Genomic DNA, 23,607 nt, shown 5'->3' on the forward strand with positions numbered 1-23,607 from the left:
ATCACGGCGACGGCCTGCCGCCCGCACGTTACGCCCGGCGCGACCCGGGGCGGCGGTTCACCGTTCGGCGTCGATCTCTCGGATCACCGGGGTGCGCATCGCCACGAGGGCGGGGATCACCGTTGCCGACGTCGACCCGCTGCCGGCCGACGCCCTCCACCATCTCGGTGTCCGGGACCGACCGCGCCCATTGACCGAGGACCACGACAACGCGTGGCGCGCCGGCCAGTGGAAGATCAAGACCGCCGTCCCCGCCGAGCGACCCGGCCGGCCGGCTCCTGCACGAGGCGGACGCCGTCGGACTCCTCCACGCGGGCGGGCTGTACCCGTCGACGGCGCGCACGGACACCGCGGGAACGGCGTGTGGAACGCGATCGGATGGCTCCCCGGATACACCCTGTGGCAGGTGTTCGCCCCCGCTTGCGAAGGCCACCTCCCGGCAGACCACGCAGGACGACTGCTCGACATCGCCAACACCGCGTTCGCCGAACTGCGCCGCCTGCACGCCGCCGGATGGCGCCACGGCGACGTCACACCGTTCAAAACCCTCGTCACCGCGAACGACGAGGTCGTCTTCATCGATTGGGACCGCGCCCACCACCGGGACCTGCTCCCGCTGCCCTTCCCCTACCGGGGCGGCACGGACCACGCCACCGCCCCCGAGATCGACCGCGTCCTCGCCGACACCCACGTTGACCTGACCGAGGAAGCCGAGACCTACAGCCTCGGCGCCGCGATCCGCTGGGCCTTCACCGGCGAAACCCCCGCCACCACCAGACGCGTCGGCCTCACCGTCAGCCCCGACGAACTCCTCGACGACATCGCAACCGGCCGCCACCGCCGACCTGGCCACACCCGAACTCGAGACTCTCATCGAACACACCACGCGCCACGTTCCCCGACAACCGCGCCGAAACCCGACTTTCCACGCCATCCGACGCGCAGACCCGACGACCTCTGTGCGCTGACCGGCCGACCGGGCTGTTCGAGGGTCCTCCGCGCCAAACGACGTGCTGCGCCCGAACCCTGCGTGGTCCGGCGCCCGGTCGCAGCACCGGGGCGCAGCCCTCACCCCGCGCCACCGGGAGGCTGGCTGCGGCGGTCGGCGTCGTCGGCGGGATCTACGGGATCGGCGGCGGCTCCCTGCTCGGCCCGATCCTGGTCGGACGCGGCACGCCCGTCGCCACGGTCGCACCCGCGGCACTGGCCTCCACCTTCGTCACCTCGGTGGTCGGCGCCGCGACGTTGGCGCTGCTCTCCCTCACCGCGACCGGCGACGTCGCCCCCGACTGGCCGACCGGCCTGGCCTGCGGACTGGGCGGCGGATACCTCGGCGCCGCCCTCCAACCCCGCCTGCCCGAAACCCCCTGCGCCACCTGCTGGGCGCCGTCGCCGCAGGGGTCGGCATGCTCTACGCCTTCCAAGGCCTGCGCTGAGAACGCCCGCACGGAGGCGCCGCCCAACCTCACGGCCATTCCGACGCTGACACCAGGGCTCATTGCCTCCCGAACCGATGTCGAAGTGCCGCCCGAGCTCATGGACGAAGCCAAGGTCACCACCGTTTCGGGACCGGCCGCTGTCGACGGCATTCCGGCGTCGACGGCATCCATGCCGACCGGTGTGCGCGTTCCCCTTCACGTCCGGGGCTTGCGCCACCCGATGCCCGCCTCTCCCCCAGCCCGACGAACTTGACGGCCGTAAAGTCCGGCCCGGACTGCCGAGGGCGTCGATCCACGCAGGACGCGCGTCCGGGTGAGACGATGCGGCCGCAGTCGCCCGTTACCGAGGCCGAGGCGACAGCCGCAGAACTTGACGGCCGTAAAGTCCCGGCGCGGCGGACACCCCGAGGGGAAAGCGCATGGCGACGAACTCGGTGGGAGGGAACCGGGCGGCGCGATGATCCACGGCGGCGGCGCGCTCGGCTTCGGGGGCGACCGCGTGTTGCCGCTTGCGGAGCGCTTCGGCGATACCGTCCGACTCACCGTCGAGACGCGGGCCTCTTTTCATCGAGCACGAGGCCACCCTCGTCGGCTTCGAGCCGAATTCGAGCGTTCGCCGAACTCGGCCGCCACCACGTTCGGCAGGGCCCGTACCCGGTCGACGTTCACGGGCGGCTTGACGCCCCTGAGGCACGGGGTGTCCGACGGAGGTCCTAGCGACCGTGTGTGCGGCCGTTGTCGATGTGCCGGAGTTGTTCGTCGGCGTCTCGTCCGTGCAGCAGCGGTTCGCGGCGGTCCCAGGTGGTGCCGTCGCGATGGTCCTTGCGGCGTCGGGCGATGGCGGACAGCGCCTCGAGGACGACCCGGTTGCCGAGCAGGGCGGTGACGTCGGCGTGGTCGTAGGGCGGCGAGACCTCGACCAGGTCCAGGCCGACCACGGGTAGTTCGTAGCACAGGCGCCGGACCGCGTCGAGGAGCTGCCGCGGTGAGAGCCCACCGGGTTCGGGTGTGCCGGTGCCGGGTGCAGAGCCGGGGTCGACGACGTCGACGTCGACCGAGAGGAACACTCCTTCGCAGTCGTCGAGGGCGATGCCGGCCGCTTCGGACAGGCAGTCGTCGAGTCCTCGCTCGACGATTTCGGTCATCTCGAAGGAGCGGAGCCCGTGTTGCGCCATCCACTGCAGAATCGGCGGGTCCGGCCAGTAGCCGCGGAGTCCGATCTGGAGGAAACGGTCGCCGCGCAGGGCGCCGGATTCGATCAGGCGGCGCATGGGGGTACCGTGGGCCACGAGGGAGCCGAACTGGGTATCGGCGGTGTCGGCGTGGGCATCGAAATGGATCATGGACACCCTGCCGAAGCCGAGGTGTCGGGCGACGCCGGTGTGGTCCGGCCAGGCGATGGTGTGATCGCCGCCCAGGACGATCGGGATGGCGCCCGAGGAGGCGATCTTGAAGACGGCCGCTTCGATGCGCTTGACCGATTCCTCCATGTCGCCGTTGTAGACGGCCACGTCTCCGGCGTCGTAGACCTTCAGGTCCCGCAGGGCGTCGACGCGCAATGCCAGGCTCGGCCGTGATCCGGTCTGTGGCAGGTAGCACGCCTGGCGGACGGCGGACGGGCCGAATCGTGCGCCGGAACGGTGGGAGGTGCCACCGTCGAGCGGGGCGCCGAGGACCACGACGTCCGCATCGGCGTAGCCGGCCGGCGCGTCGAGGTCGCATGCCTGAACCCCGAGGAAGGTGATCGGGGGGCCGAACATCGTGACGGGAGGGTTCTGCATGGTGGTGCCTCTCGAGGACGTCCCGGTGCGATGTGCTGTCACGACCGGGTGATCGAAGCATTCGGATGGATCCACGCGGAGGACCTCGCGATTCCTCATTCGTGTTGCGAGATGCTCCCCGGGGAGGGCGCCCGGACCACGAATGCGGCGCATCGTCCGAGAGTGAGCGGTGGCACGGACGGCCCCGGACATCCGTTCCGGACTTGGATCCTGTTGAACGACCGTCCCGGTGGCAACCGCGGAGTCTCCGACGTTCAGTGGCCGGGCAGACCGAGTACCCCGTGCTCACGGTCGTCGAACTGCGACGCGCCGGACGGACGATCGGCGATGAGGTCTGCCCTCCACGCCTGCGACTGCCGCCGATGCGGGGCGGCCGCTGACGACATTCCGCCGTCGAAGACAACCCGGCCGACAGGTGTGCGCGTTCCTCCTTCGCGTCCGGGCCCTACGTCACCGGACGCCCGCCTCCTGCGGCCCGACGAACTTGACGGCCGTAAAGCCTGAGTCCGGGACCGCCAGGGAGCGTTGGCCCGCGGAGGACCACGCCTGGAGAGACGATCCTGCCGTGGCCTCGCTCGCTCTCGAGGCCGAGGCAACGAGTGCGGAAATTGACGGCCGTAAAGTCCGAAGTCGAGACCCCGGCGGAGTCCGCCTCGGAGAATCCGAGGGGTCGATCTGCGGTTTCGCTCGCACAGAGGAACTTGGCCGCCAGCACGTCCCTGCTCCAGAGGCAGAAAGCCCCCGAGCTCACGATCCAGGACGTGTCGACCCACTCCCCCACATGTGCCGGAACCTCCAGCGAACCTCGCGGACCCGAACCGAACGTCCAGCGCGCCGGCGGCGATCGCACCGGGTCCGCACACGGACAGGCCGGGCCCTGCACGTCCGGCATCCACAACGACCTTCGCCGGCAACTCGCACGGCCGAGGGACGCGACCTGCAGCGGCCGGCATCCGATCGTCGGCCCCGTTCAAGACGCGACGCCGGTCGTGGCGGCGACCTGCGCGAAGCGTGCACCCGACACGACGTGTCGCCCCACCGGCACGAGCGTGTCGGGTCACCCGACAACGGCTTCGCGACCATGTCGGCCGACATCATGACCGCTCCATACACCCGACACGACTGTCGGGTGCCGGTGTCGGGTTGTTCGGAGCCGACACCACCCGACAAGCCCCTCGTGTCGGCCCTGCGGATACGAGGCGCCACGAACGTGTCGGCCGACATGACGGCTTCCCGCCCGATCCATGTGTCGGGTCGGGAGCAGGCGCTGCCTGCCGTAGTCGTCCCGACCCGCTTCGCCTGGTGGGCAGGCCGGACAGCAGAACGTTGCACGAGGTTGCGCTGCACGGCGTGGGGCCCTGTCGGTGGGTGACGGCCGCGCGAGTGTGGCGTGAAGTCTCGATCCGCCGTGTGTGTCGGGCGAGCTCACCCGGTCGGACATGGCGGAGCGACGCGAGGCGGTCTCGACGACGGCCCCGCTCGGACGGTGGCACGGGTCGTCCCGGCAGGTGTGTCGCCTTCGTGTCGGGCGGCGCAGGCTCTCGGATGTCGCCCACAGGGTTTCGTGTCCGGTGGAGGGGCGGGCCACCCGACACGAGCCGGCGGCCCCGTAAGGGATCCGCCGCCACCTACCGACAACACGGGAGCGATTCGTTCGTCGTGTCGTGTCTGCTGAGCTCAGGCTTCGCCAACGGATCGGCAGGGCAAGGGCCTCGTTGCCTCGGCGGGCAGCGGCGTCCCCAAGGACATCTTCGATCCACGGCGAGATATTCGCTCCGACAACGCGTGTGGGTCGCGCCTCGGGGCCCGACCCACGCCCGTCCTTCCCGGGGCCCGACGGACTTGACGGCCGTAAAGTTCGAATCCCGGGCCCGCCGAGCAGCCGCCTGTTGGTTCCGAGCACGCATCCGGAGAGCGAGTCGAGCCGGAGTTCCACTCCGGAGCCAAGGCGACGACGGCCGCGGAGACTTGACGGCCGTAAAGTCCGGGGTCGGATCATCGCGGAGTCCGACCCGCCCGAGGAGTCCCCGAAGAGGACCGGGTCGAGGTCGCGTTCGCACCGGCAGGAACTTGACGGCCGTAAAGTCCACGCCTCCGGAGACCGCGGGGCTGTGCCGACACGCCTGTTGTGGCTGTCCGTCGTCGACGCCCTGCCGTGGCGTTCGGTGCCAACGGGGCAGTGCCGCACGGCACTCGATCCCGACGAGCGGACAAGGGACAAGGCAGCCGAGAGGGATCCGATCCACCTGAGGGCCCCACGCATCGGCATCTCCCCTCATACGCGGCCCGATCCCCGGTGACAGAAGTCCCGGATCCCGTGCAGGTGATCCTGCGTGCCAGTCACCGGCATCCGCAGATACCTGCACCGTCGTGGCCGACCCGGCCGGTACCTGCGAAAAGGGACGACAGCGGGACGCCGCCGCAGGTGGTCCATCGAGGGCGATGACGCCCGGGAATGCCCGGAACCGGGTCGACCCGTTCACCTGCCGGCGGCGCGAATCGGCCCGCCGAAACGAGAACTTGACGGCCGTAAAGTCCTCGTCCCGGACCGGCCGACCGTGTGAGATCTCGCGGTTAACGCCGGGTCCCGCACGATCACGACCCAGTTGTCTGGAAAACTGCTCCCTGCCCGAAGTACCGGAACCCACGGGAAGCAAACGGAGCAGATGGCCAGCGTCTATGTCGTATCGCTCGACCCCCAGGCATCAAGTGTCTGGTGGGCGAACCGCATCACCAACCTGCCCTTCGATTTTTCGCAGGAGCACGAGACCCCGGAGAACCTCGAAGTCCTGAGGGGGACCGGCGCGAAGGTCCACGTCATCGCGAACCAGAAGGGCGGCGTCGGCAAGACCACGACGACCCTGAACCTGGGGGCAGTGTGCGCGGACGTCCTGGGGGAGAGCGACAAGGGTCTCCAGCACGTGTTCATCGACACCCCGGGCAGCCTGCAGGACGAGGAACTCCTCCGGAAGGCCCTCGAGGTCGCGCACGATGTGATCGTGCCGCTTCCTCCGGAGGCGCTCGCGTTCGACCCGACCGCCCGCACCATCGCGAAGGTCATCGAACCGACGGGGCTGCCGTTCCGGGTGGTCATCAACAACTGGGATCCCCGCGACGGCCTGGTCGACCTCGACCAGACCAAGGAGTACGTCGCGGCCCAGGGCTGGCCCGGCACCAAGACGGTGATTCGCCGCTACAAGGTCCACACGAGGGCCGCCGCCGAGGGCCAGGTCGTGACCCAGTACGCGAAGAACAGGGTCGCGATGGAAGCCCGCGAGGACTTCTTCCGTCTCGCCCTGGAACTCGGATACGGCGGGGGGAGCAACTGATGGCAGGGCAACGCACCAGCCTGGCTTCCCTCGCCGGACAAAAGGTCGAGGACATCCCCGGCCGCACCATGCCGACGCTGGTCAGCCTCGAACTCGGCAGGATCGTCCCCACGCCGCTCAACCCGCGGACCGAGTTCGGCGGCACGGAAACACTGCGCGAGCTCGGCGAGAGCATGCGGCGCCGGCAACTCCAGCCGATCGTCGTGGTCTCGCGGACCCTGTACCTCAAGCTCTTCCCCGAACACACGGACAGGATCGGCACGACCACCTACGTCATCGCCAACGGCGAGCGCCGCTACCGCGCCGCGACCCAGGTGGGACTCGGCACGATCGAGGCCGTCATCCGGGAAGGCATCGCCTCCTCCCGGAAGGAATTCCTGGACGCGGTGCTCTCCGAGAACCTCGACCGGATGAACTTCGACCCGATCGAGGAGGCCCGCGCGGTCGAGCAGATGGTCGTCGAGTTCGGCAGCGCCCGCGCGGTCGCGGAACACCGCGGCAAGCACGAGGCATGGGTCTCCCAACGCCGTTCCCTCCTGCGGCTGTCGCCCGCCATGCAGGCCCTGGTCAGCTCGCGGCAGATGCCGGTCGAGAAGGCCCGCAACCTGGCCAAGGCCATCAAGGACCTCGGGCTCGACGACGCGAGCCAAGTCGCGTGGTGGGACGAAGAGCGGGCAGCCCGCGCTTCCGTGCCCAGGGGCCGGAAGGAACTTGCCGCTCCCTCGCCGGCGAGCGTCGAACAGCCGGAGGACTTGACGGCCGTAAAGCCTCAGGTTTTGCCCCCGGTTCGCGAAGCCGTCGATCTCCCCCGGGCGTCGACGAGTTCCCCCGGCCGGCCGCCGGCCGCGTCGCCCGTGGCAGCGAGTCCCGTCACACCGCCCGCGACGGGAGTCCGCGAGATCGGGAACTTGACGGCCGTAAAGTCCTCCCCGCCAGGACCGGCGCCCGCGCTGCCGTGGGACTCGCCCGAGGAACTGGACCGGATACTCCGCGAGTACATGACTCCCGAGAGCCGAACGGCCCTGGCGAAGCTCCTCAGCATCGCGGACTGACCCGGTACCACCGGCCCCGGCGAACCACGGTTCGCCGGGGCCTTTCCACAGCCTGCCATCCGCCTCGAGAACCCGACGGCCGGACCGTCTACGGTGCTCCACGCCGAACCGCCGGTGCCTCGCCGGTTCCCGGCCCCCACGGCTTGTCGGCACAGGTGAAGCGCTGCGAACACCGGGGGAGAGGGCCGGGGTTGTCCTGGAGGCACATCCCTTGACGTCGCTTGCGGACTTGACGGCCGTAAAGTTCCCCCGCCCGGAGAGCCGGTGTCTCGCGTCGAGGATCCCCTGAGCACTCGATGCCCCGTACCTTCCGGGTGATCGATGCCTTGCCTTGGGCGCGTATGTGCGAAGACTTGACGGCCGTAAAGTCCGACAGGACCCCGGGGACCCCGTGTTCCCAACCGACGCATCCCGCCGTTGGCGAGCCGGACGACACTGCGGCGCATCCGCAGCCACGAACCTCGTACATCCCCGGTCGTGATACCACTCCCGTCCATGCGTGCCCCAGGACCGCGCCGGATGCGGGCTGCCCCCGCCGGAAGGACACGCAATTGCGAGTCGGCGGCCCGGTACCACCGTTCACCGGCATCGCGCGCGATCAGCGACCCCTGTCGGCTCGCCCCTGCGCTGTCGCAATTACGCAGATCGACATGCCCACTCGAACCTGCTTCGGTCTCTGTTGCGGCGTTCGCGACCCTGAGCTCGCGACGACTTGCTCGCCAACGGAGGCATCGGGTGGTGGTCGACGGGATGGGTACGTCGGGAGACGGGGACGGGGGAGGGGAGTGGCGCTCGACGAGAACGCGCATCACCCATCATCGGCGAGACTTGACGGCCGTAAAGCGTCGCCCCATCGGAGAACCGACTCCCACGTGAGGTCGGCGATGACGTGCTCGGACGGTCAGTCGACCGGTACGGCGCCGTGTGCCGGTGCGGCGGCTTCGATTCGGCGGGCGAGTTCGAGGTCGTGCTCGGCGACGCATCCGCCGAGGTCGCTGGAACTGATGCTGATGTGCACCGTCTTGTAGCCGAGGGTCGCGTCCCAGTGGTGGCCCCTGGCGTGAATTGCCGAGACACGTTTCGTCGCTCTCGGAGAAATCCGGAGAAACACCACCGATTCGGAGAAGCAGCCGGCCTTACGGTGCGTGTTGTGGCCTCGTTCCACTCCGGCTCACCGCGAGGCGTGGCCGGGCACCGGCTGTCGACCCGACGGGGAAGCCACCCGTTGTCGTCGCAGCGCATCGAGCGGCCCCGGGGCCCTCGTCGGCCGACTTCGAGGCAACCACTCGCGCTCACCCACGATGGGAGGTCTCGTGACCGACAGCGAGGCGGCGGTCGAGACCGTCACCCTGCCCGCCTGGAGCATCCACCTCGTGCCCGTGGAGCACCCGCGGCCGTGGCGCCTCACGGTCGTCTCGGCGGGGATGCACGCACCGGCCGTGCAGCTCGACCGCGTCGCCGTGCACCTCACCGAGGCCGAGGTGGCCGCGCTCGCGCAGACCCTGCTGTGTCCTCGGCACCCCCAGGAGCCGCAGCCCGGCCGGGCGCGCGTGGTCCGGGACGGATTCGGCCTTCTCCTGCGGGTCGTCGTCCACCCGATCGACCGTGAACCGGGCGTGGTTGCGCACATCGGGGAACACCACCGCCGGGTCCTCCTGGGCGACATCGGCCGACACCGCCCCGACCTGATCCCCGCCACCACACCGCCCGAGCCTCGGCTGTGCCTCGACCCGACACCGGTGACCGGCCTGACCATCGACCAGGTCGCCGAGCTGCACGGGCGCCTCGGTCGAGGGCTCGCCAGCGAGGGCATCCGCGCCGCCATAGCCGACCGCATCGTCCGCCGCCGGATCCACGACCAGGAGACCAACAGATGACCGGCGACATCGACGACCGGTTCACCGCCGAGCGGGCCGGATGACTGGGCGGTGACTGACGGTGCGAAGTCGGCGCGCACTGCGGGAGAGCGATCACCGGGACGTGGGGGCACCACCCGGATACAACCGGCGCCGGCGCCGAGGAAGGCCCGGCCGGCCTGGAGATGCCCGCTTGAGCGAGCCGGTCGCGATGCCACGGGGTGGCCGAGACACACGATCAGAGCGCAAACCAGACGCGCCTGTCCGATGCTGGCACGAACCGTGATCGGCATGAGTTCGCCCGGTGCGATTGAGGATGGTCCTCGGGCGGCTTGAGGTTTGCGGACAGCATTATGCTTCGAGCTCGAATCACTTCTCCAGGAACGAACGTGCGAGTAAGGGCGATTCGGTTCATGAACGCTCGACGGTCCCGGTTCGCGCGTGTTCCGAGACGGGCCAGACGCTGTTGCTCCGCGCGCTCTCCGACTGCGGTATGCCCACCCGTGGTAGAGGCTGCCCATGACGATCACGGTCCCGTCCGATCCGATACTGGCCGCCCAAGTCGAATCCCTACCGCACGCGGGGGTGTTCGAGCCGAAGTGGGACGGCTTCCGTTCCTGGGTGGCCCGCCCGACCGGTGGCCCGGCGCGGGTCGTGTCCCGGCGGGGGACCGACCTGTCGGACGCGTTCGCGGACATCGCCCGGGCCGCCGATCGGGATCTGCCGGACGTGGACGTGCTTCTGGACGGCGAGCTCGTGGTCTGGCACGACGGGAAGCTCGCGTTCGATCTGCTCCAGCGGCGGATGAACCGCACCCGTGCCGAGTTCCTGGAGTTCGTCACCGACCCGCGCTACGGGTGGCCGGAGACTTGCCGGGAGCGGGTGGGTGCGGTGCCGAGGCAGTTGCTGCACGAGTGGAACACCGTGCGGCACGGTTCGGATTTCGAGGGGCGTCCGGAGCGGCGGCCATTGTCCTACGACGAGGTGCAGGCGTTGTTCGACGTGCGGACGGACGGGTCGAGTCCATTCGCGCGACCGGTCGCAAGGGCGCGTTGGCCGCGCACCGGGACGCGGTGTTGTTGAAGGTGATCTACGCGTTCGGGCTCCGGCGTCGTGAGGCCGCCCGGCTGGAGCTGGTCGATCTTCGGCGCAATCCGCGGATTCCCGCGTTCGGGCGGTGCGGGGCGTTGTTCGTGCGCTGGGGCAAGGCGTCTCGGGGTGGTCCGCCGCGGTGGCGCACGGTGTTGACGGTGCCGGAGATGGATTGGGTGGTGCCGTTGATCGAGCAGTGGGTCGAGGAGTTGCGGCCGCGGTTCTCCCCGGGCGCGTTGTGGGTGACCGAGCGGCGGAGTCGGATCAGTCTGCGCGGTGTGGACGAGGCGTTCGCCAGGGCGCGTAGCGCGGCGGGGCTGGCACCGGAGCTCGAGTTGCACTGTCTTCGGCACAGTTACGTGACCCATCTGATCGAGTTCGGGTATCCGGCGTAATTCGTCCAGTCCCAGGTCGGGCACGCCTACGCGTCCACGACGGCCTTGTACACGGGCGTCTCGGACGAGTACCGCAACCGGCTGCTGGCGCGCTCGTTGCGTGAGCGACACCCGAATCTGTGGGAGGAGCCCGAGTGATCCGCAAGATGGGCTACGCATGGCACTTGAGGCTGCGCATGGCGGAGCGGGGCATGTTCGCGACGTCGGACTTGGTGCCCCTTCTCGCGGAGCGTGGCGTGCATCTGTCTCGTGAGCAGGTGTTCCGCCTGGTCACACAGCCGCCCCAGCAGCTCTGTCGATGGACACGTTGGCCGCGCTCTGCGACATCCTCGCTTGTGGGCCGGGCGACCTGATCGAGGTTCAGGTCGCCAACGCGCAGGTCCGCAAGGCGTCCGGCGGCGGGGTGGTCGAGCCGCCGACTCCGGTGCGCCGCACGACGATCGGCCGTCCGGGGGCGACGTGACCACGGCGCACGGTCCGCTGTGGCGGGCCGAGATCGTCGACGCGCTGTGTGCGTGTTTGCCCACACTGACTCGCGAGCGGGCCGACCAGATCGTCACCGCCGCCCGCGCGGACAGGCAGAAGGACGCAGCGCACTACCTGCGGGAGAACCACGACGTGCTGGCCGGGGAGTGTCCGTTGCAGGTCCCCATCTCGGTCGTCCGGATCGCCTGGCACCTTCGGGCCGCGGGACACACGCAGGTGTGGCGGCCGCGCTGTCGCCGTTGTGATCGGGAAACCCCGGCCCTGCCGAAGACGACCCCGGGGGGCGTATCTGCGGCACATGCAGTACCCATGACCAGGCGGGGACGTGCGTGCGATGCCGCGAACACCGGCGGCTGGTCGCTCGCCGCCCCGAGGGGCGGATTTGCGGCCGGTGCTACGCCCGGGACAAGCCCCCGGAGACCTGTGGAACGTGCGGCCGGCTCGCCGAGGTGGTCACTCGGGACGGGCTCGGGGCGGCGGGGTGCAGCACGGCAGACTGGAGACGTGGCTGAGGCGCTACCTGGCGACCCTCCCGAGTGCCCACACCGCCGTCGTGGCGCCGTTCGCCCACTGGGACCTGATCCACCGCCGCCGTCGCAAACTACGCGGGCAACCGTTCGGCAGGAACGCCGCCCTAATCGTGCGTGGCCAGGTCAAGGCCGCGGCGAGCTTCCTCACCTGGCTCGACGAACAGGACATACCCCTGGCGCGGGTGGGGCAGGGCGACCTCGATCGTCTGCTGGACGGCTGCAGCATCCACGTCCGGGACAGACTCCGGGCGTTCGTCCGCTTCGCCGTCGCGCGCCGACTGGCGCCGCCCCTGGCCATCCCGGGCACGCCGCGCTCCGAACCGTCGGTGTTCATCGAGGAGATCGATCGCGCCGCACAGCTTCACATCTGCCTGACCGCGACGACGATGTCCCACGCCGCTCGAATCATCGGCGCGTTGGCACTGCTGGTGGGCGTCCCTGTCGACCGTTCTCTGCGATTGGCCCGGACGCAAGTTGGCGTCACCGGCGACGGCGAGGTCGCCTGACGATCGGGGACAAGCCGCTGCGGCTGCCTCCGCGATTGGCCGCTCTGGTCGTCGAGGCGCTGCGACACGAGCCCGAGCGTCGGTCCCTGAGCCGAGTCGATACCGAACCCTTCTGGTTGTTCCTCGGGTGGTCCGGTCTCAGGCCTCCCAGTCAGTCCCGGATCCGAGATGAGTTGGCCGCACACGGCATCATGATCCGGGGCGGTCGCAACGGGGCGCTCGAGTCGTTGGCCTGCGATCTCCCGGCCGCGGTTCCGGCGGACCTCACAGGGATGACCATCGAGAGCGCGACTCGGTGGACCTGCCGCAGCCGCGGCAACTGGCACGACTACCTTGCCGAACGTCGACACGAGAACTTGCGCTCGGTCGAGTCGGGTGGGGCTGGGACGCAGGCGTTGCCGGACGAGTAGACGCAGGTGTGCGGTGATCGTCTGAGACCGGATGATGATCTTGGCGACAAGTGCCGTGTGGACCCGGCGGGAGACCTGCCCGCGCTGCTTTGGAGCCGCGATCGACCGCGCGAGGTCGGTGATCCATAGGATTTCTTCGGTGCCTGGGAGGCACTGGGTTCGACATGAGGGGGATGCGTGCGGGCTGCCATCGAGATCACGAAGGTCTGGCGTCCGCCTGTCGCGGACGTGTGGGCCGGGCGTCGTACCTTGTGGTGGAGTGTCGGGCCGACAGGGGAGCTTGTCGTTCTGCAAGTCCATCGGCGGCATCTGACCGAAAGCCGATACGTCAAAGGCTGGGTCGGATGGGGTCCGAAGGTTCCCTTCGACGGCGTGCTGGTGACCCGCCACACCGACGGTTCCCTCGACCGTCGACCGCTCGGGGACCTGTACATACGTCCCGGTCACATCGCGATCCTTCCGGACTCTCGACTTCTCGTGGCCGGCGGTGGCGCGGACCGCAGCGGGGCGGGCGTATGGGAGCCGAACGCCGTGGTGTATTCGCCGGAAGGCGAACCCGAGCGCAGCTTCTGCCTGGGCGATGACATCACCGTGCTGGCGACCGACCGCAGCGGGGGGATCTGGACGGCGTACGGCGACCGGGGTATCTACGGAGGCCACCTCGAGTCGGCGGCCGGGCTTGCGGGTTGGAGTTCCGCCGGACAGGCCGTCTGGGCACCGGGAGCGGAACTTCCCGACGTACCCCTGCACGGGTGCACCGCCGCCACCGACGGTGACAACGTATGGCTGGTCTGGTACGCCGGCACCCGCCCCGGCGGCACGTTCCTCACACGTGTCACCCCGTCCACCGGCGAGGTGACCAGTTGGCCCAGTCCGGTGGGCGACCCGGACGGATTGGCCGTGCGCGACCGTCGGGCGGTTCTGACGAGTCGGGACCACAATCGGCGATCAACGCAAGTGACACGCGCCGAACTGGTCGGCGACGCGTGGAACATCACCGACCAGCGCAGGATCCGGGTCCCCGGCCGCATGCTTCTCCACTGCGGTCAGGGCCGCGACGGCACCCTGTGGCTTCGCGCCGGCGACGCCTGGCTCCGCATCGAAGCGTGACTGAGATCAAACAAGTTGCACAGGGGCTCGATCTACGGGTGGTCGAGTCGGACGGCCCGAAGCCGAGGAATAGCGCACCTCGGGAATAACGTCCCTCCGCCAGTAACGCGGGACACGACGGAGGCGGTGGTCGGAGCGGTCGCCGGAAGCCTGGCGAATCCGACCACGGTCCTGTTTGACCGGTTTGACACCACCGAGTCGCTGCGGTTCGTGGGCCGCAGTACAGTCCTGGACCGCCGCGTCCACGCCGCCCTGGTGCAGCGCGGCTGACCGCGGCCGCGCCCGACCACCCTTGGCACGGGCGTACGTTCTCGCCTTCCTGGGGCTCTCGCGACAGACACCCGATGATCCCGGTCGCCCCGGAACTCGTCGCGGAGATCGCGGTCGACTCCGCGTTCGAGCACGGGAAATGGCGCCATCCGATCCGTCTGCTGCGCCTGCGGGATGACCTGGACCCGGCGGACGTGGCCCTCTTCGGCGAGGGAGTTCGGCCGGCCGCCAGCTGACGGCGTCCGGGCCGCGGCCTGGGGGTTCACCCGATCGGGTGCGTGCGGTCGGCTGCCGGCGGGGCAGGGATCAGGCGCGGTTCCTCCCCTTCCAGGGGCTCCGGAGGATCGCGGTGGTGGGTGGGCGTCTCCTCCAGACCGAAGGGGGAGACGCCCGACCGCGTGCTCGGTGCCCGCGCCCACGCCGCTTCGCCGCAGGGCAGGGCGTTCAGGAGGGTTCGCGGCCGCGGAGTTGCGAGACCCTGCCGGCGGAGGCGATCACGACGAACGGGTGGCCGTCGGCCGGCTCTTCTCGTCCGGGCGCAGGACCCCTTCGGTGCCCTCAGGCAGGGGCGGGCCGTCGTCGACGACCGCGGTCCAGGCCCCCGGTATGGCGCTGCGCGGGTCGGGCCAGTCGAACAGGTCGACGGTGACCTCGGCGCCGGTGCCGTCGGCGAGTTCGAGGTAGGTGTGTACTCCGGCCCTGTCCACCCGTCGATTCTGCGACGACGCCCGCGTCCCGCGCGCGGCGGTTCGATCAGGTCGAGGCGCTCTCGTCGGCGAGGACGGCCATGGCGGCCTTCTTGAGGGCGTCGCGGTCCTCGGCGCCGGCGGCGCCCGCTTCCTCGCGGGCGGCGATCAGCGCCCACATGGCGTTCGTCCGCGCGGCTCGCGCCCGCTCCAGGGCCTCGGCGTCGTCGGTGGCCGCGACCCGTAGGCATTCGAGGTGGGCGCGTTCGAACGCGAGCTGGTGGTCGAGCAGGGGACGCAGACGTTCGGGCAATGCTTCGGACATGCGTTCGATGGTATGTACGGCGCCCCGCTCGCTGCCGCGACGCCCCGGCGGGCCGGCTTGATTTCGCTCGGACGGATCACCCGGCGGGCACCGTCGGCATTGGTGAGGCGGGAGAGGACACGCCGACGGTGTGCCTTTTCGGCCGGTGAAACCGATAATCGAACATATGTACGGTGGCGACGATGACGATGGCGACGGCTCCCCGGCGTGGGAGCGCCCGAGTCGTTTCGCCCGCGTCCTCGCCGAGCAGGGAGCCCCGGCGAAGCCGCAGGGCCGGGTCGGCGTTGCCCCGCCGGGGTGGCCGCCCGCGGTGCGGCCGCCGGGTGTCGAGGGCTGGGAGGCGACGGCTGTGACCTGGTTGTTCGACCTGTGCCCGCCCGGCTATCGGGGGCACGCTCTGCTGCGCAGGTATCCGGTGGTGCTGGCGCGGATGGCGCGTCAACATGTGTCGGCGGCGTTGGCGGCGGCGCGTCACGGGTACGGCACCGCCCGCGAGGAGTTGGGCCCTGTTGTGCCGGCCTCGGTGGTGGGGGCGGTGTTGCGGATGTACGAGGTCGAGGGTGCGCGTGCGGCGGCGACCGAGCGTGCGGTTCGCCTGGTGGAGGAGGCCTTGGTCGGAGAGCGGTGGGAGCCGCGTTTGTGATGCCGAACGCGGGATCGGCCGACGTGCTCGAGGCGCCTCGTCGAACGTGGTGCGGCCGGCCTGTGGGAGGAAGGTCCGGGCCGAGCGGCGACGGATCGGCGTTCGCGGTCGGGGTGGTCGGCGCCGGTGTCGCGCAACCGGCGCCGACCGTTCCCGTTTCCCGGTGGCTTCGGGGGAGGGGCCGCCGGGTGTGGTGCGAGCCGGCGACGGGGGGACGCCGGACCTTTACGGTCGGCACAACGAGCGATGCGGCCCCGGGTGACGGCACGCGCCGCCGACCCGACAGGCGGATTGCCTGCACTGTGGAGCAGGTGCCACGCCTGTCGGTTCCCCCCGCCGGCGCCCCGACGGGGGTCTCCTGTCGGGGCGGGCGGGTAGTGTTCGCGGCCACCGGCGGCCTTTCCTCCCCGAGAGGTGTCTGGTGGTTGTGGTCGGCCCGCCCTTCCCCACGCGGCACCCCCCCCTCGGGTGGGCGGGCCGCCCCACGTTGCCGTGCGGCCCACGCGGGGGTGGGGCCGCGCGGCCGCCCTCCGGTCGTGCCCGCCGCGACCGGGACTGCGGGCGCGGCTCGGCGGGGAATGATTCCGGGCCGGGGCCGGTTGTGCTTCTCGTCGGTGAGGGTGTGCCCCCGGGCCCAACCATTGCCTCCGTGGAATACCAGTCCGGCTGGAGCCACGGTGTGCCTTCCGCCGTGAGGCGGCCACGCTCACCGACCTTCGACTTGTCGCGGCGCCACCCCGAACCTTCGGGGCGGCGCCGTTTCGCATGTCTTGTGACCGGGACTGCGCGCGAGTAACCCCGGACCCGGCCGTGGCCTCGGCCCGACGTGTCCGCCGGAATCGGAGTGTTGGGTGTGGTGCGGGTCGTTACGGTGATGGGGTGAGCGCCGAGCGGCTGTCGAGTCCCCCGGTCCGATTCTCTCGTTCGGTTCGGGTGTCGGGTCGTGGTGTGGTCCTGCGTGATCTCGTTCCCGGCGATGTCCGTGCGGTGGGGGAGGGGTCCGACGCGGAGGTGGTGCGGTCCTGGGGTTCGGGGTGCGTGACGAGGCGGCGACCCGCGCCTATGTGGAGGAGAACATCGAACTCGCCCGGCGCGAACCGCGGACGAAGTACCTGCTGGTGATCGAGTCCGCCGAGGACGCTTCGGTGGTGGGGACGATCGCGTTGGTGATCGAGTCGCCGGGCGTGGGCAGCGTCGGGTTCGCAGTGCGGCGGTCGGCGTGGGGCCGCGGCTACGCGGGCGCCGCCCTGGAGGCGTTGCTCGGCTACGCGTTCACGACGTTGGGTCTGCATCGGGTGTGGGCCGGTCACGAGCCGGACAACACGGCGTCGGGCCGGGTGTTGAAACGGCCCGGGATGTACCTGGAGGGGACGCGCCGTCAGGACGTGTTCCTGCGGGGCGCGTGGCGGGACACGATCGTGTACGCGGCGCTGGCCCCCGAGTGGTCGCCGGACACGGCGCGTTGAGTCCTCGTCAGGCGGTGCGCAGGGCGGGGCTGGTGCGGGCCTTGTCGAGGTAGTCGCGCACGGCGGGCACGCCTCGGTGGGGTGCGAGGAGGGTGACGGTGTCGCGGACGTGGTCGAGTCCGCGGCCGGACGGGAGGTTCTTCAAGCGGACCGGCGGCGCCGACCTGCGCGAGGAGGCGCGATTCCAGCGCCGGATCGGCGAACTCGGCTATCCCGTCCCGCGCGTCGTGGACGAGGGCACCAAGGCCGGCCGGTCGTACTTCGTCGAGGAGTCCCTGGGGTCGGCGTCGCTGCACGACACTGCCCTCGCCGCCCCATGCGGGCAACCCGCCGTCATGACCGATGAAGTGGTCGAGGACGCGGCCGCGATCGCCGCCCGGCTCCTCGCGGCACAGGCCGCCCACCCGCGGCCCGCCTCGCCCGGTGCGCTGCGCGGGTGGGTCGAGCGGGCCGGGTTCACCGCCGACGTGTTCGCCGAGAACCCCGACCTCGACACCCCGCGCGTGCGCGCGCTGACCGGCAGGGCCCTGGACCGGCTGGGGTCGGTTCCGCTGGTGTGGTCGCACTTCGACTACGGGCTGCCGAACGCTTTCCGCGCCGGGGTCATCGACTGGCAGCACCACTGCCCGGCGCCGCTCGGGTACGACGTCGTCCCGGCGCTGGAGATCATCGCGTTCAACGGCGGCAGCAAGGGCTACACCGCCGGCGCCGCCCAACGCTCCCGCTACCTTGCCGCCCTGGACGCGGTGTCGCTCCCGGCCACCGGCCACCGGGTGAGCGAGCACCTGGGCGAGTTCCTGCTCGTCAAGTCCCTGTTCTTCCTGGCCCTCATGAAGCCGGCCGACCCGACCCGCACCGACAAGCTCCGGCCGCCGCGGGCCGGGTCGGTGGAGGCGACCGAGCGGGCCACCAGCGGGCCCAGGTCCAGGCGGCGCATCCGCTCGTACTGTTCGAAGGTGGGATCGATCAACCGCCGCGAATCCGGCAACCACAAGACGCAGTGCCCGGTGAACTCGGTGCCCGCCGCGTTCCACGACGGTCGCGGGGAACCGTGCACCACGACCGCGCCCGAGGCGTCCTCGATCGTCAGGTCGACCGGCTGGAGCAGGCTCTCGATCCCGAACTGCCCGAACGCGAAACTCAACGTGATGCACGCGTCCACGCACACGTTCGCCGGGAACCCGTCCGCGAGGGCCAACCACAACTGCGGCAGCAACTGCTCCACCAGGCGATCCGGCGGCGCCTGCGCCAACACGCCCGCCACCCGCTCCTCGTCCGCCCGCGTTGTCGCCTGCGGACTCCGGATACCCGGACCGGGCCAACGCCCGCGCCCGAGCCGCAGCCGTCGGCATCTTCGCCTTGCGCCCCCGCGATTTCCCCATCCCACGGCGGTAGGGCGCGCGCCCCGAGCCCCACAGGACCGGAACCGGCCGGCTTCCCTCCCGCGTCCACACCCTGGCGGTCTGCACGGTGGTCATGCTGCCGGAGGCGTTCGGCCGCCCGCCCGCCCTGGAGCGGCTCGACGAACAGGCAGTGGAGTACGAGCGGACGGGTCACGGCGGTGTGTTCGGGCGCCTCGGTCGCGGTCAGGAACGGGGCAAAAACTCCGACGAGGCGGGCGAGTTTGCCCATCTCGAGGAATGCGGCGGTGGGTCCCCCCAGGAGTTCGGCGTCCTTGGCGCCCTCGGCGCGGCCCTGGGTGATGTACCTGCAGAGCAGGTGAAGTAGCCGGTGTAGCCCAACTCAGTCAGCCCCCGGCGCGAGCAGCGGCCCGCGCCGGCTCTCGTTCGGCTTGTCCCAGCCGGGACGCCGCCGGGCGACTTGCCGGCCGATCCCGGTACCGCGGTGCGCGACGTCCAGGCCGGCGCCGTCGAGCCGGCCGTTGCGCACGACTTGCGTTTCCTCAAGCACGGCCCGCGCCGGACGACCGTGGGGGCGGATTGCGTCCGGGTTGTCTTCCGGTACCCGACGGGCACCTGCCGATGGTCCGCTGCGAGCCCCCACATCGACAGCCGGCGAAATATTGCCCGTGGTGGTCGCGTTCGTCGACCTCCGTGCGGCAGGTCGCCCACCGTGTTGCCGACACGATCCCACCGGCATGTTCCCCCGAATCCCGCCCACGCCCCGGCTGTGCCGGCTACGGTCGGTTCCATGACGATGGACGACACCCTCGAGGGCCTGCGGACCTGGTACGGCCACGATCCCTGTATGCCCGACCTCGACCCCGGCCGGGCCGGGAGCCGGCTGACCGGCGGACCCCTGGACGGTGAGTGACCGGCCCTGATCGACGATCACGACCCGCCGTACCCGGGTGGGGACGCGCCCGAAGCCGACGGCGGTGTCCGGGAGTACGGCCGCTCCCACTACGAACACGCCGATCCCCGGACGGCCGGCTGCACCGGGTACACGGCACGTTTGACCACTCGCCCGGTTCAAACAGATCAACAAGACGAAGCTGTATCTACCGTGCCGGGGCGAGGACTTCTCCCATCCGTTGCTCGGACCGGCGCTGGCCCCTCGCAACCCGCCGACGGGAGGTCCTGGTTGGTTGGATCAGGCTGTCGAAGTTCCGTGACACCCTTCAGGACCCGGTGATGGGTCGCGGTGATCATGTACCTCCGCGACCCTCACATGGGCCCTATCGGCGACGCGTGTCCGTGCGTTCGGAGCCGCGCCGGTGCTTGATCGTGCTCCGTGCCATGTGGAGCAGGCACTCGGCGAAGCTGCTGAGCAGCGCCGGCCGCTCACCGGGATCGCTGCCGCGCAGCACCAGTGCAAGCGCCGCCACCATCATCAGACGCAGCAGCACGGTGCGGACCAGACCCAGCGTCACTACCGCCAGGAGATACGTCTCATACGGACTGAGGACATCCACGATTCTCGCCCTTTCGAGGTCGGGGGTAAGGGTTCGGCCGGCCGGTGTCCTCAGTTGTAGAGCGTGCGGAACCCGCCCGGTAAGGGGTTCCGACCAGCAGTGAATGCCAGTGAATGAACGATCGACGCCGCCAACCGGCAAGAGGGGGAAGCGCAGATGGCGCGTGGTGGAAGGCGCAATCCGGGAGTCGCTCGTCCTGATCCCGGTGCCGGGCCGTGGGCTGAACTCGCCTGCAGGTTGCACGACGAGTTGTACGTTCCGGCCGACCGTCCGGGGGTCGCAAAGATCGCCGGCAGGACCGGCATATCCGCAGGGCATGTACACAACATCCTCACCGGCAAGGGACGTTCGCGATGGATGCCCACGGGGGAGGCGCTGGTGACGTTTCTCGGCGGGGATATCGGCGAATGGGAGCAGCACTGGGCCGTCGCCGAACAGCGCCAGCAGGAGATCGAAGCCAACGGCGGGGTCGAGCCGCTCCCCTGGGTCGACGAGGACGACGAAGACGGCGCCCGGAACAGGGCAGTGGCCGACTGGGGAGTAAGACGAGCTCTGGCCCCCCGCATGCTGCGCCGGGTGGTCGACATCGTCGCTGCCATGGCTGCGATGGCTGCCGCGTTACGGGGCCGTTTCAACAAGAAGATAGGCGTTGCCCAACGGCGCCATCAGGTGATGCTGAAGCGGGTTCGGGGTGACGCGCAGCAGACCCTCGCCCATGCCGAGACCGGCTACTACATACCGCCCTCCTTCACCCTGCTGAAGGAGCGCCCCACCACCGCGCGCCCACGCCGCGGAAGAGGCAAGCGCGAGCACAAAGACGCGCCGGGTGTGGTTTTCCTGCCCTTCGACGGAAGCATCCGGGAGCTGTTCGACCGGGCGGCCGACGATCTTGTGCTGATCGGTGACGCGGGAATGGGAAAGTCAACCCAGTTGGCCAAGCTGGCCGAGGCGCTCACCACCGACGCGCTGGATGAACTCAACCGACGCGGACGCGTCGACAATCATGACGGGCTGCCGCCGATACCTGTACTGCTGAGCTTGTCCAACTACCAGGGACAGCCCCTGGAAGACTGGCTCGTAGACCAGATCAAGAACACTTACGACGTCGCGGAGCAGCTGAGCAGAGCCTGGCTTGCGGGGGGCCTGATCCTTCCGCTGCTCGACGGCCTGGACCGGGTTGCCACGGAGCATCGCCGGGAATGCACGAGACAGATCCGACGGCACCGCACCGCATGTTCGGGCATCGTCGTCACCTGCCGCGATCGCGACTTGGCGCTGACCTTGAAGATCGGCGGCACCCTGGCGAGCCTGGAACCGCCGACCCGGCGCAATGTCCAGGATTACCTGGCCGGGGACCCAGCGACCGGAACCGACGCCTATGCGGACGTGCGCGCGGCCTTGGAGGCCGACAAGAATCTCTGGAAGCTGCTGCGCTCGCCGCTGATGCTCAACATCATTCACCACACGTACGCGGGCCGAACCGCACACGAACTCCACCCAACATCCGGCATGTCGATCGAACAGCGTCAACGTCGGATCTTCGACGCGTATCTGAACCGCATGCTCGCAGCGCCAAGCCGCTACTCCGACGAGGACACGATCAAGTGGCTGACCTGGCTCTCCCGCCAGCTCGGCAGCCGCGGTGAGGATGTGCTGTACCTCGATCGGCTCGACGACTCCTGGATCCCGATAGAGCACCGCAAACTCCCGCGCGTTCTGTCCAGGTACGCGGTACAGGTGCTGGCCTGCGGCCTTGCTATGGCCTGGCTGGCCCTTGGTGTGCAGTCCGGCTTTATCAGCGTCGATCTTCGAGGGCCGGCGGCCCTGATGGCGGCACTGCTGGTCCTTTCCGCGTTCCAGGCCCCGTCATCCTCGCCGACCTCCACAGGCCTCGTCGTCACGGTCTCAGCCACCTCGGGTGCGGCAATGGGCGCCTGGGTCGCCGGTGTCTGGTCCCCAACAGGCTCCGCAGCGCGGTTGTCCTTGGGGTTCCTCGTAATGGGGGCCTGCTGGGGGATGATCCTGCGCGCCGCCTCCCAATCATCGTCACCACTCTCCACCGCTGCCACGGCATCGATCTCTGCCCTGGCGGGAGAGCTGGTGGGACCCTGGACATTCAGCACCGAGTTCTCCGCACCGGCGGTGGCCGTCGTGACGCTCGCCTACCTGTGGGCCATGGTCACTACCTCCGAGGGCCTACTGCACACCTCCCACAGGCCGATCGAGGAACTCCGCTGGAAATGGCTACCATCCATGAACGCGCCCCCGACATCCACAAAAGGGGCCATAGGCCTTGGTCTCGGCCTCGGCATGCTTGCCGGGCTCCTCCAAGTCGGTCTGTTCGGCATCGCCCTAGGCCTGGTCATCCCGGACACAGGGTGGCTGCTACCCGCGGCCGTATGCCTCCTCACGGTTGCCTACCTGCTCGGGAATCAATTCGAGGCGACACTCCTCGACAAGCGGCCCAGACCAAACGAAGGGATCCGCCGATCCGCACGCTACGCCGTGTTCCACGGTTCACTGAACGCCCTGATCGTCGGGCTGCTGCTCAGCGCCCTGATCACACTTGCCGATGCGGACGCCTCCCTCACACGGACTCTGTTCACCGCGGCCCTCGCAAGTGCGATGTACGGGATCTCACGCGGCTTCCGATTCGGCGGGGCGGCCTTCACGTATCACTGGACCCTCCGCGCCAGCCTCACCTGGAGCGGGAACACACCCCGTCGCTATCAGCACTTCCTGCATGATGCCGAACAACGGATCCTTCTGCGGCGAGCCGGTAGTGGGTTCGCCTTCCCGCACCAGACTCTCCAGGAACACCTTCGCGACACCCGCGCCCAGTTCGGTACGCAGCGGCCCTACGAGTGCTAGTTTCCGCTGCGGGCAAGCCGGTCCTGGTACCGAGGAAGGTCGACGCCTACCGCTTCCTCACCTTCTATCCGGGTGAGAACAGCGCCAACTTCGACGACTTCTACCACAAGGTTGTCGACCCGCTGTGGCTCGCCAACAGCGACGCCCCGGACGCCACCGCCCTGCGCCAGGCCCGGCAGAGCACCGCGAAGCCGCCGTGCTGGCGGATCCTGCACCGAGTCACCTTCCTCAGCCGGGTGCTCCCGGCCGTCCCGCCGCCCGGCGCGCCGCCGCTGGAGAAGACGATGCGCGCCGAGAACATCGACAACAACTACGAACTGATCAAGCGCCTCGAACCCTACGTCCGCACCGCCACCACCACCAGCGCCTCCGACCTCGCAGCCGCCACCCGCGGCGCACTCGCCGCGCACCTGCCGGAACTCGTGCCGCACCGGGGCGAGATCATCGAATACCTCGGGAGTATCAGGATTTAGCGGACACACCCG

Annotated in this window: 23 protein-coding genes and 3 pseudogenes; 17 read left to right on the forward strand and 9 right to left on the reverse strand. The window is 69.8% G+C overall.

Annotated features, from left to right (window positions below):
- Window positions 1-28: 28 nt before the first annotated feature.
- The gene (locus ACIBSV_RS37325) at window positions 29-874 is read right to left on the reverse strand and encodes a hypothetical protein (RefSeq protein ID WP_395871157.1); all 846 of its coding nucleotides are present in this window, start codon (window positions 872-874) and stop codon (window positions 29-31) included.
- A gap of 140 nt (window positions 875-1,014) precedes the next feature.
- Here ACIBSV_RS37325 and ACIBSV_RS37330 point away from each other — a divergent pair.
- Window positions 1,015-1,436: pseudogene (locus tag ACIBSV_RS37330) on the forward strand (TSUP family transporter); the annotation flags it as partial.
- A 716-nt stretch (window positions 1,437-2,152) separates the two neighbouring features.
- Here the strand turns inward: ACIBSV_RS37330 and speB are convergent.
- Complete coding sequence (speB, locus tag ACIBSV_RS37335) at window positions 2,153-3,220, reverse strand: agmatinase (RefSeq protein WP_395871159.1); 1,068 nt, start codon at window positions 3,218-3,220, stop codon at window positions 2,153-2,155.
- A gap of 2,666 nt (window positions 3,221-5,886) precedes the next feature.
- On the opposite strand from speB, the gene ACIBSV_RS37340 reads away from it, so the two are divergent.
- Complete coding sequence (locus tag ACIBSV_RS37340; RefSeq protein WP_395871161.1) at window positions 5,887-6,549, forward strand: ParA family protein; 663 nt, start codon at window positions 5,887-5,889, stop codon at window positions 6,547-6,549.
- Window positions 6,549-7,601, forward strand: coding sequence for a ParB/RepB/Spo0J family partition protein (locus ACIBSV_RS37345; protein WP_395871163.1), 1,053 nt, complete (start codon window positions 6,549-6,551; stop codon window positions 7,599-7,601). Before ACIBSV_RS37340 ends, ACIBSV_RS37345 begins: the two co-directional genes overlap by 1 nt.
- Before the next feature lie 901 nt (window positions 7,602-8,502).
- On the opposite strand, the gene ACIBSV_RS37350 is transcribed toward ACIBSV_RS37345, so the two are convergent.
- Complete coding sequence (locus tag ACIBSV_RS37350) at window positions 8,503-8,766, reverse strand: 4a-hydroxytetrahydrobiopterin dehydratase (protein WP_395871165.1); 264 nt, start codon at window positions 8,764-8,766, stop codon at window positions 8,503-8,505.
- A 148-nt stretch (window positions 8,767-8,914) separates the two neighbouring features.
- Here ACIBSV_RS37350 and ACIBSV_RS37355 point away from each other — a divergent pair, with 148 nt between their 5' ends.
- The 7 genes and pseudogenes from ACIBSV_RS37355 (at window position 8,915) to ACIBSV_RS37385 (ending at window position 14,492) form a co-directional block, all read left to right on the forward strand.
- Window positions 8,915-9,478, forward strand: a complete 564-nt coding sequence (locus ACIBSV_RS37355; protein WP_395871167.1) for a hypothetical protein — start codon at window positions 8,915-8,917, stop codon at window positions 9,476-9,478.
- A gap of 498 nt (window positions 9,479-9,976) precedes the next feature.
- Complete coding sequence (locus tag ACIBSV_RS37360; protein ID WP_395871169.1) at window positions 9,977-10,540, forward strand: hypothetical protein; 564 nt, start codon at window positions 9,977-9,979, stop codon at window positions 10,538-10,540.
- Window positions 10,510-10,944: a tyrosine-type recombinase/integrase gene (locus ACIBSV_RS37365; RefSeq protein ID WP_395871171.1), complete on the forward strand. Its 435-nt coding sequence runs from the start codon at window positions 10,510-10,512 to the stop codon at window positions 10,942-10,944. Before ACIBSV_RS37360 ends, ACIBSV_RS37365 begins: the two co-directional genes overlap by 31 nt.
- A gap of 134 nt (window positions 10,945-11,078) precedes the next feature.
- A pseudogene (locus tag ACIBSV_RS37370) lies at window positions 11,079-11,407 on the forward strand (helix-turn-helix domain-containing protein).
- Between the two features lie 576 nt (window positions 11,408-11,983).
- Window positions 11,984-12,466: a hypothetical protein gene (locus tag ACIBSV_RS37375; protein WP_395871173.1), complete on the forward strand. Its 483-nt coding sequence runs from the start codon at window positions 11,984-11,986 to the stop codon at window positions 12,464-12,466.
- A gap of 782 nt (window positions 12,467-13,248) precedes the next feature.
- Window positions 13,249-13,986, forward strand: coding sequence for a hypothetical protein (locus ACIBSV_RS37380; RefSeq protein ID WP_395871175.1), 738 nt, complete (start codon window positions 13,249-13,251; stop codon window positions 13,984-13,986).
- Window positions 13,987-14,330: 344 nt separating this feature from the next.
- Complete coding sequence (locus tag ACIBSV_RS37385) at window positions 14,331-14,492, forward strand: hypothetical protein (RefSeq protein ID WP_395871177.1); 162 nt, start codon at window positions 14,331-14,333, stop codon at window positions 14,490-14,492.
- Window positions 14,493-14,750: 258 nt separating this feature from the next.
- On the opposite strand, the gene ACIBSV_RS37390 is transcribed toward ACIBSV_RS37385, so the two are convergent.
- Together ACIBSV_RS37390 and ACIBSV_RS37395 are read right to left on the reverse strand one after the other, a co-directional pair.
- A complete protein-coding gene (locus ACIBSV_RS37390) occupies window positions 14,751-14,963 on the reverse strand; it encodes a hypothetical protein (RefSeq protein WP_395871178.1) in 213 nt (70 codons plus the stop codon).
- 46 nt (window positions 14,964-15,009) lie between these two features.
- Window positions 15,010-15,267: a hypothetical protein gene (locus ACIBSV_RS37395; RefSeq protein WP_395871180.1), complete on the reverse strand. Its 258-nt coding sequence runs from the start codon at window positions 15,265-15,267 to the stop codon at window positions 15,010-15,012.
- Window positions 15,268-15,433: 166 nt separating this feature from the next.
- On the opposite strand from ACIBSV_RS37395, the gene ACIBSV_RS37400 reads away from it, so the two are divergent.
- Together ACIBSV_RS37400 and ACIBSV_RS37405 are read left to right on the forward strand one after the other, a co-directional pair.
- Entirely contained in the window at window positions 15,434-15,910 is a 477-nt protein-coding gene (locus ACIBSV_RS37400; RefSeq protein ID WP_395871182.1) for a hypothetical protein, read from the forward strand.
- Between the two features lie 1,034 nt (window positions 15,911-16,944).
- Entirely contained in the window at window positions 16,945-17,376 is a 432-nt protein-coding gene (locus ACIBSV_RS37405) for a GNAT family N-acetyltransferase (RefSeq protein WP_395871184.1), read from the forward strand.
- Between the two features lie 7 nt (window positions 17,377-17,383).
- Here the strand turns inward: ACIBSV_RS37405 and ACIBSV_RS37410 are convergent, their stop codons facing one another.
- Window positions 17,384-17,521, reverse strand: coding sequence for a hypothetical protein (locus ACIBSV_RS37410; RefSeq protein ID WP_395871294.1), 138 nt, complete (start codon window positions 17,519-17,521; stop codon window positions 17,384-17,386).
- On the opposite strand from ACIBSV_RS37410, the pseudogene ACIBSV_RS37415 reads away from it, so the two are divergent.
- Window positions 17,475-18,056 (forward strand): annotated as a pseudogene (locus tag ACIBSV_RS37415) (phosphotransferase); the annotation flags it as partial. The gene ACIBSV_RS37410 and the pseudogene ACIBSV_RS37415 overlap by 47 nt on opposite strands.
- 44 nt (window positions 18,057-18,100) lie before the next feature.
- Here ACIBSV_RS37415 and ACIBSV_RS37420 read toward each other — a convergent pair.
- Entirely contained in the window at window positions 18,101-18,640 is a 540-nt protein-coding gene (locus ACIBSV_RS37420; protein WP_395871296.1) for a hypothetical protein, read from the reverse strand.
- 206 nt (window positions 18,641-18,846) lie between these two features.
- Between ACIBSV_RS37420 and ACIBSV_RS37425 the strand changes: the two genes are divergently transcribed.
- Window positions 18,847-19,104, forward strand: a complete 258-nt coding sequence (locus ACIBSV_RS37425; protein WP_395871298.1) for a hypothetical protein — start codon at window positions 18,847-18,849, stop codon at window positions 19,102-19,104.
- Window positions 19,105-19,119: 15 nt separating this feature from the next.
- Here ACIBSV_RS37425 and ACIBSV_RS37430 read toward each other — a convergent pair whose 3' ends face one another.
- Window positions 19,120-19,266 (reverse strand): hypothetical protein, encoded by a 147-nt coding sequence (locus tag ACIBSV_RS37430; protein WP_395871186.1) that lies wholly within the window; start codon window positions 19,264-19,266, stop codon window positions 19,120-19,122.
- 261 nt (window positions 19,267-19,527) lie between these two features.
- Between ACIBSV_RS37430 and ACIBSV_RS37435 the strand changes: the two genes are divergently transcribed.
- Window positions 19,528-19,650 (forward strand): hypothetical protein, encoded by a 123-nt coding sequence (locus ACIBSV_RS37435; RefSeq protein ID WP_395871187.1) that lies wholly within the window; start codon window positions 19,528-19,530, stop codon window positions 19,648-19,650.
- Between the two features lie 364 nt (window positions 19,651-20,014).
- Here the strand turns inward: ACIBSV_RS37435 and ACIBSV_RS37440 are convergent, their stop codons facing one another.
- Window positions 20,015-20,251, reverse strand: a complete 237-nt coding sequence (locus ACIBSV_RS37440) for a hypothetical protein (protein ID WP_395871188.1) — start codon at window positions 20,249-20,251, stop codon at window positions 20,015-20,017.
- A gap of 378 nt (window positions 20,252-20,629) precedes the next feature.
- On the opposite strand from ACIBSV_RS37440, the gene ACIBSV_RS37445 reads away from it, so the two are divergent.
- Window positions 20,630-23,122 carry an NACHT domain-containing protein gene (locus tag ACIBSV_RS37445; RefSeq protein ID WP_395871190.1) on the forward strand — a complete coding sequence of 831 codons (2,493 nt, stop codon included), beginning with the start codon at window positions 20,630-20,632 and terminating at the stop codon, window positions 23,120-23,122.
- The gene (locus ACIBSV_RS37450) at window positions 23,116-23,595 is read left to right on the forward strand and encodes a hypothetical protein (protein ID WP_395871192.1); all 480 of its coding nucleotides are present in this window, start codon (window positions 23,116-23,118) and stop codon (window positions 23,593-23,595) included. The genes ACIBSV_RS37445 and ACIBSV_RS37450 overlap by 7 nt, the downstream gene beginning before the upstream one ends.
- Window positions 23,596-23,607: the final 12 nt, after the last annotated feature.

Origin of the sequence: Embleya sp. NPDC050154 (assembly GCF_044460165.1) — a bacterium.
GTDB lineage: Bacteria > Actinomycetota > Actinomycetes > Streptomycetales > Streptomycetaceae > Embleya.

Coding starts and splice junctions, on each gene's coding strand:
- ACIBSV_RS37325 (WP_395871157.1), bottom strand. CDS start 874: ATGAGAGTCTCGAGTTCGGGTGTGGCCAGGTCGGCGGTGGCGGCCGGT.
- ACIBSV_RS37385 (WP_395871177.1), top strand. CDS start 14,331: ATGATCCCGGTCGCCCCGGAACTCGTCGCGGAGATCGCGGTCGACTCC.
- speB (WP_395871159.1), bottom strand. CDS start 3,220: ATGCAGAACCCTCCCGTCACGATGTTCGGCCCCCCGATCACCTTCCTC.
- ACIBSV_RS37435 (WP_395871187.1), top strand. CDS start 19,528: ATGACGATGGACGACACCCTCGAGGGCCTGCGGACCTGGTACGGCCAC.
- ACIBSV_RS37345 (WP_395871163.1), top strand. CDS start 6,549: ATGGCAGGGCAACGCACCAGCCTGGCTTCCCTCGCCGGACAAAAGGTC.
- ACIBSV_RS37400 (WP_395871182.1), top strand. CDS start 15,434: ATGTACGGTGGCGACGATGACGATGGCGACGGCTCCCCGGCGTGGGAG.
- ACIBSV_RS37395 (WP_395871180.1), bottom strand. CDS start 15,267: ATGTCCGAAGCATTGCCCGAACGTCTGCGTCCCCTGCTCGACCACCAG.
- ACIBSV_RS37340 (WP_395871161.1), top strand. CDS start 5,887: ATGGCCAGCGTCTATGTCGTATCGCTCGACCCCCAGGCATCAAGTGTC.
- ACIBSV_RS37360 (WP_395871169.1), top strand. CDS start 9,977: ATGACGATCACGGTCCCGTCCGATCCGATACTGGCCGCCCAAGTCGAA.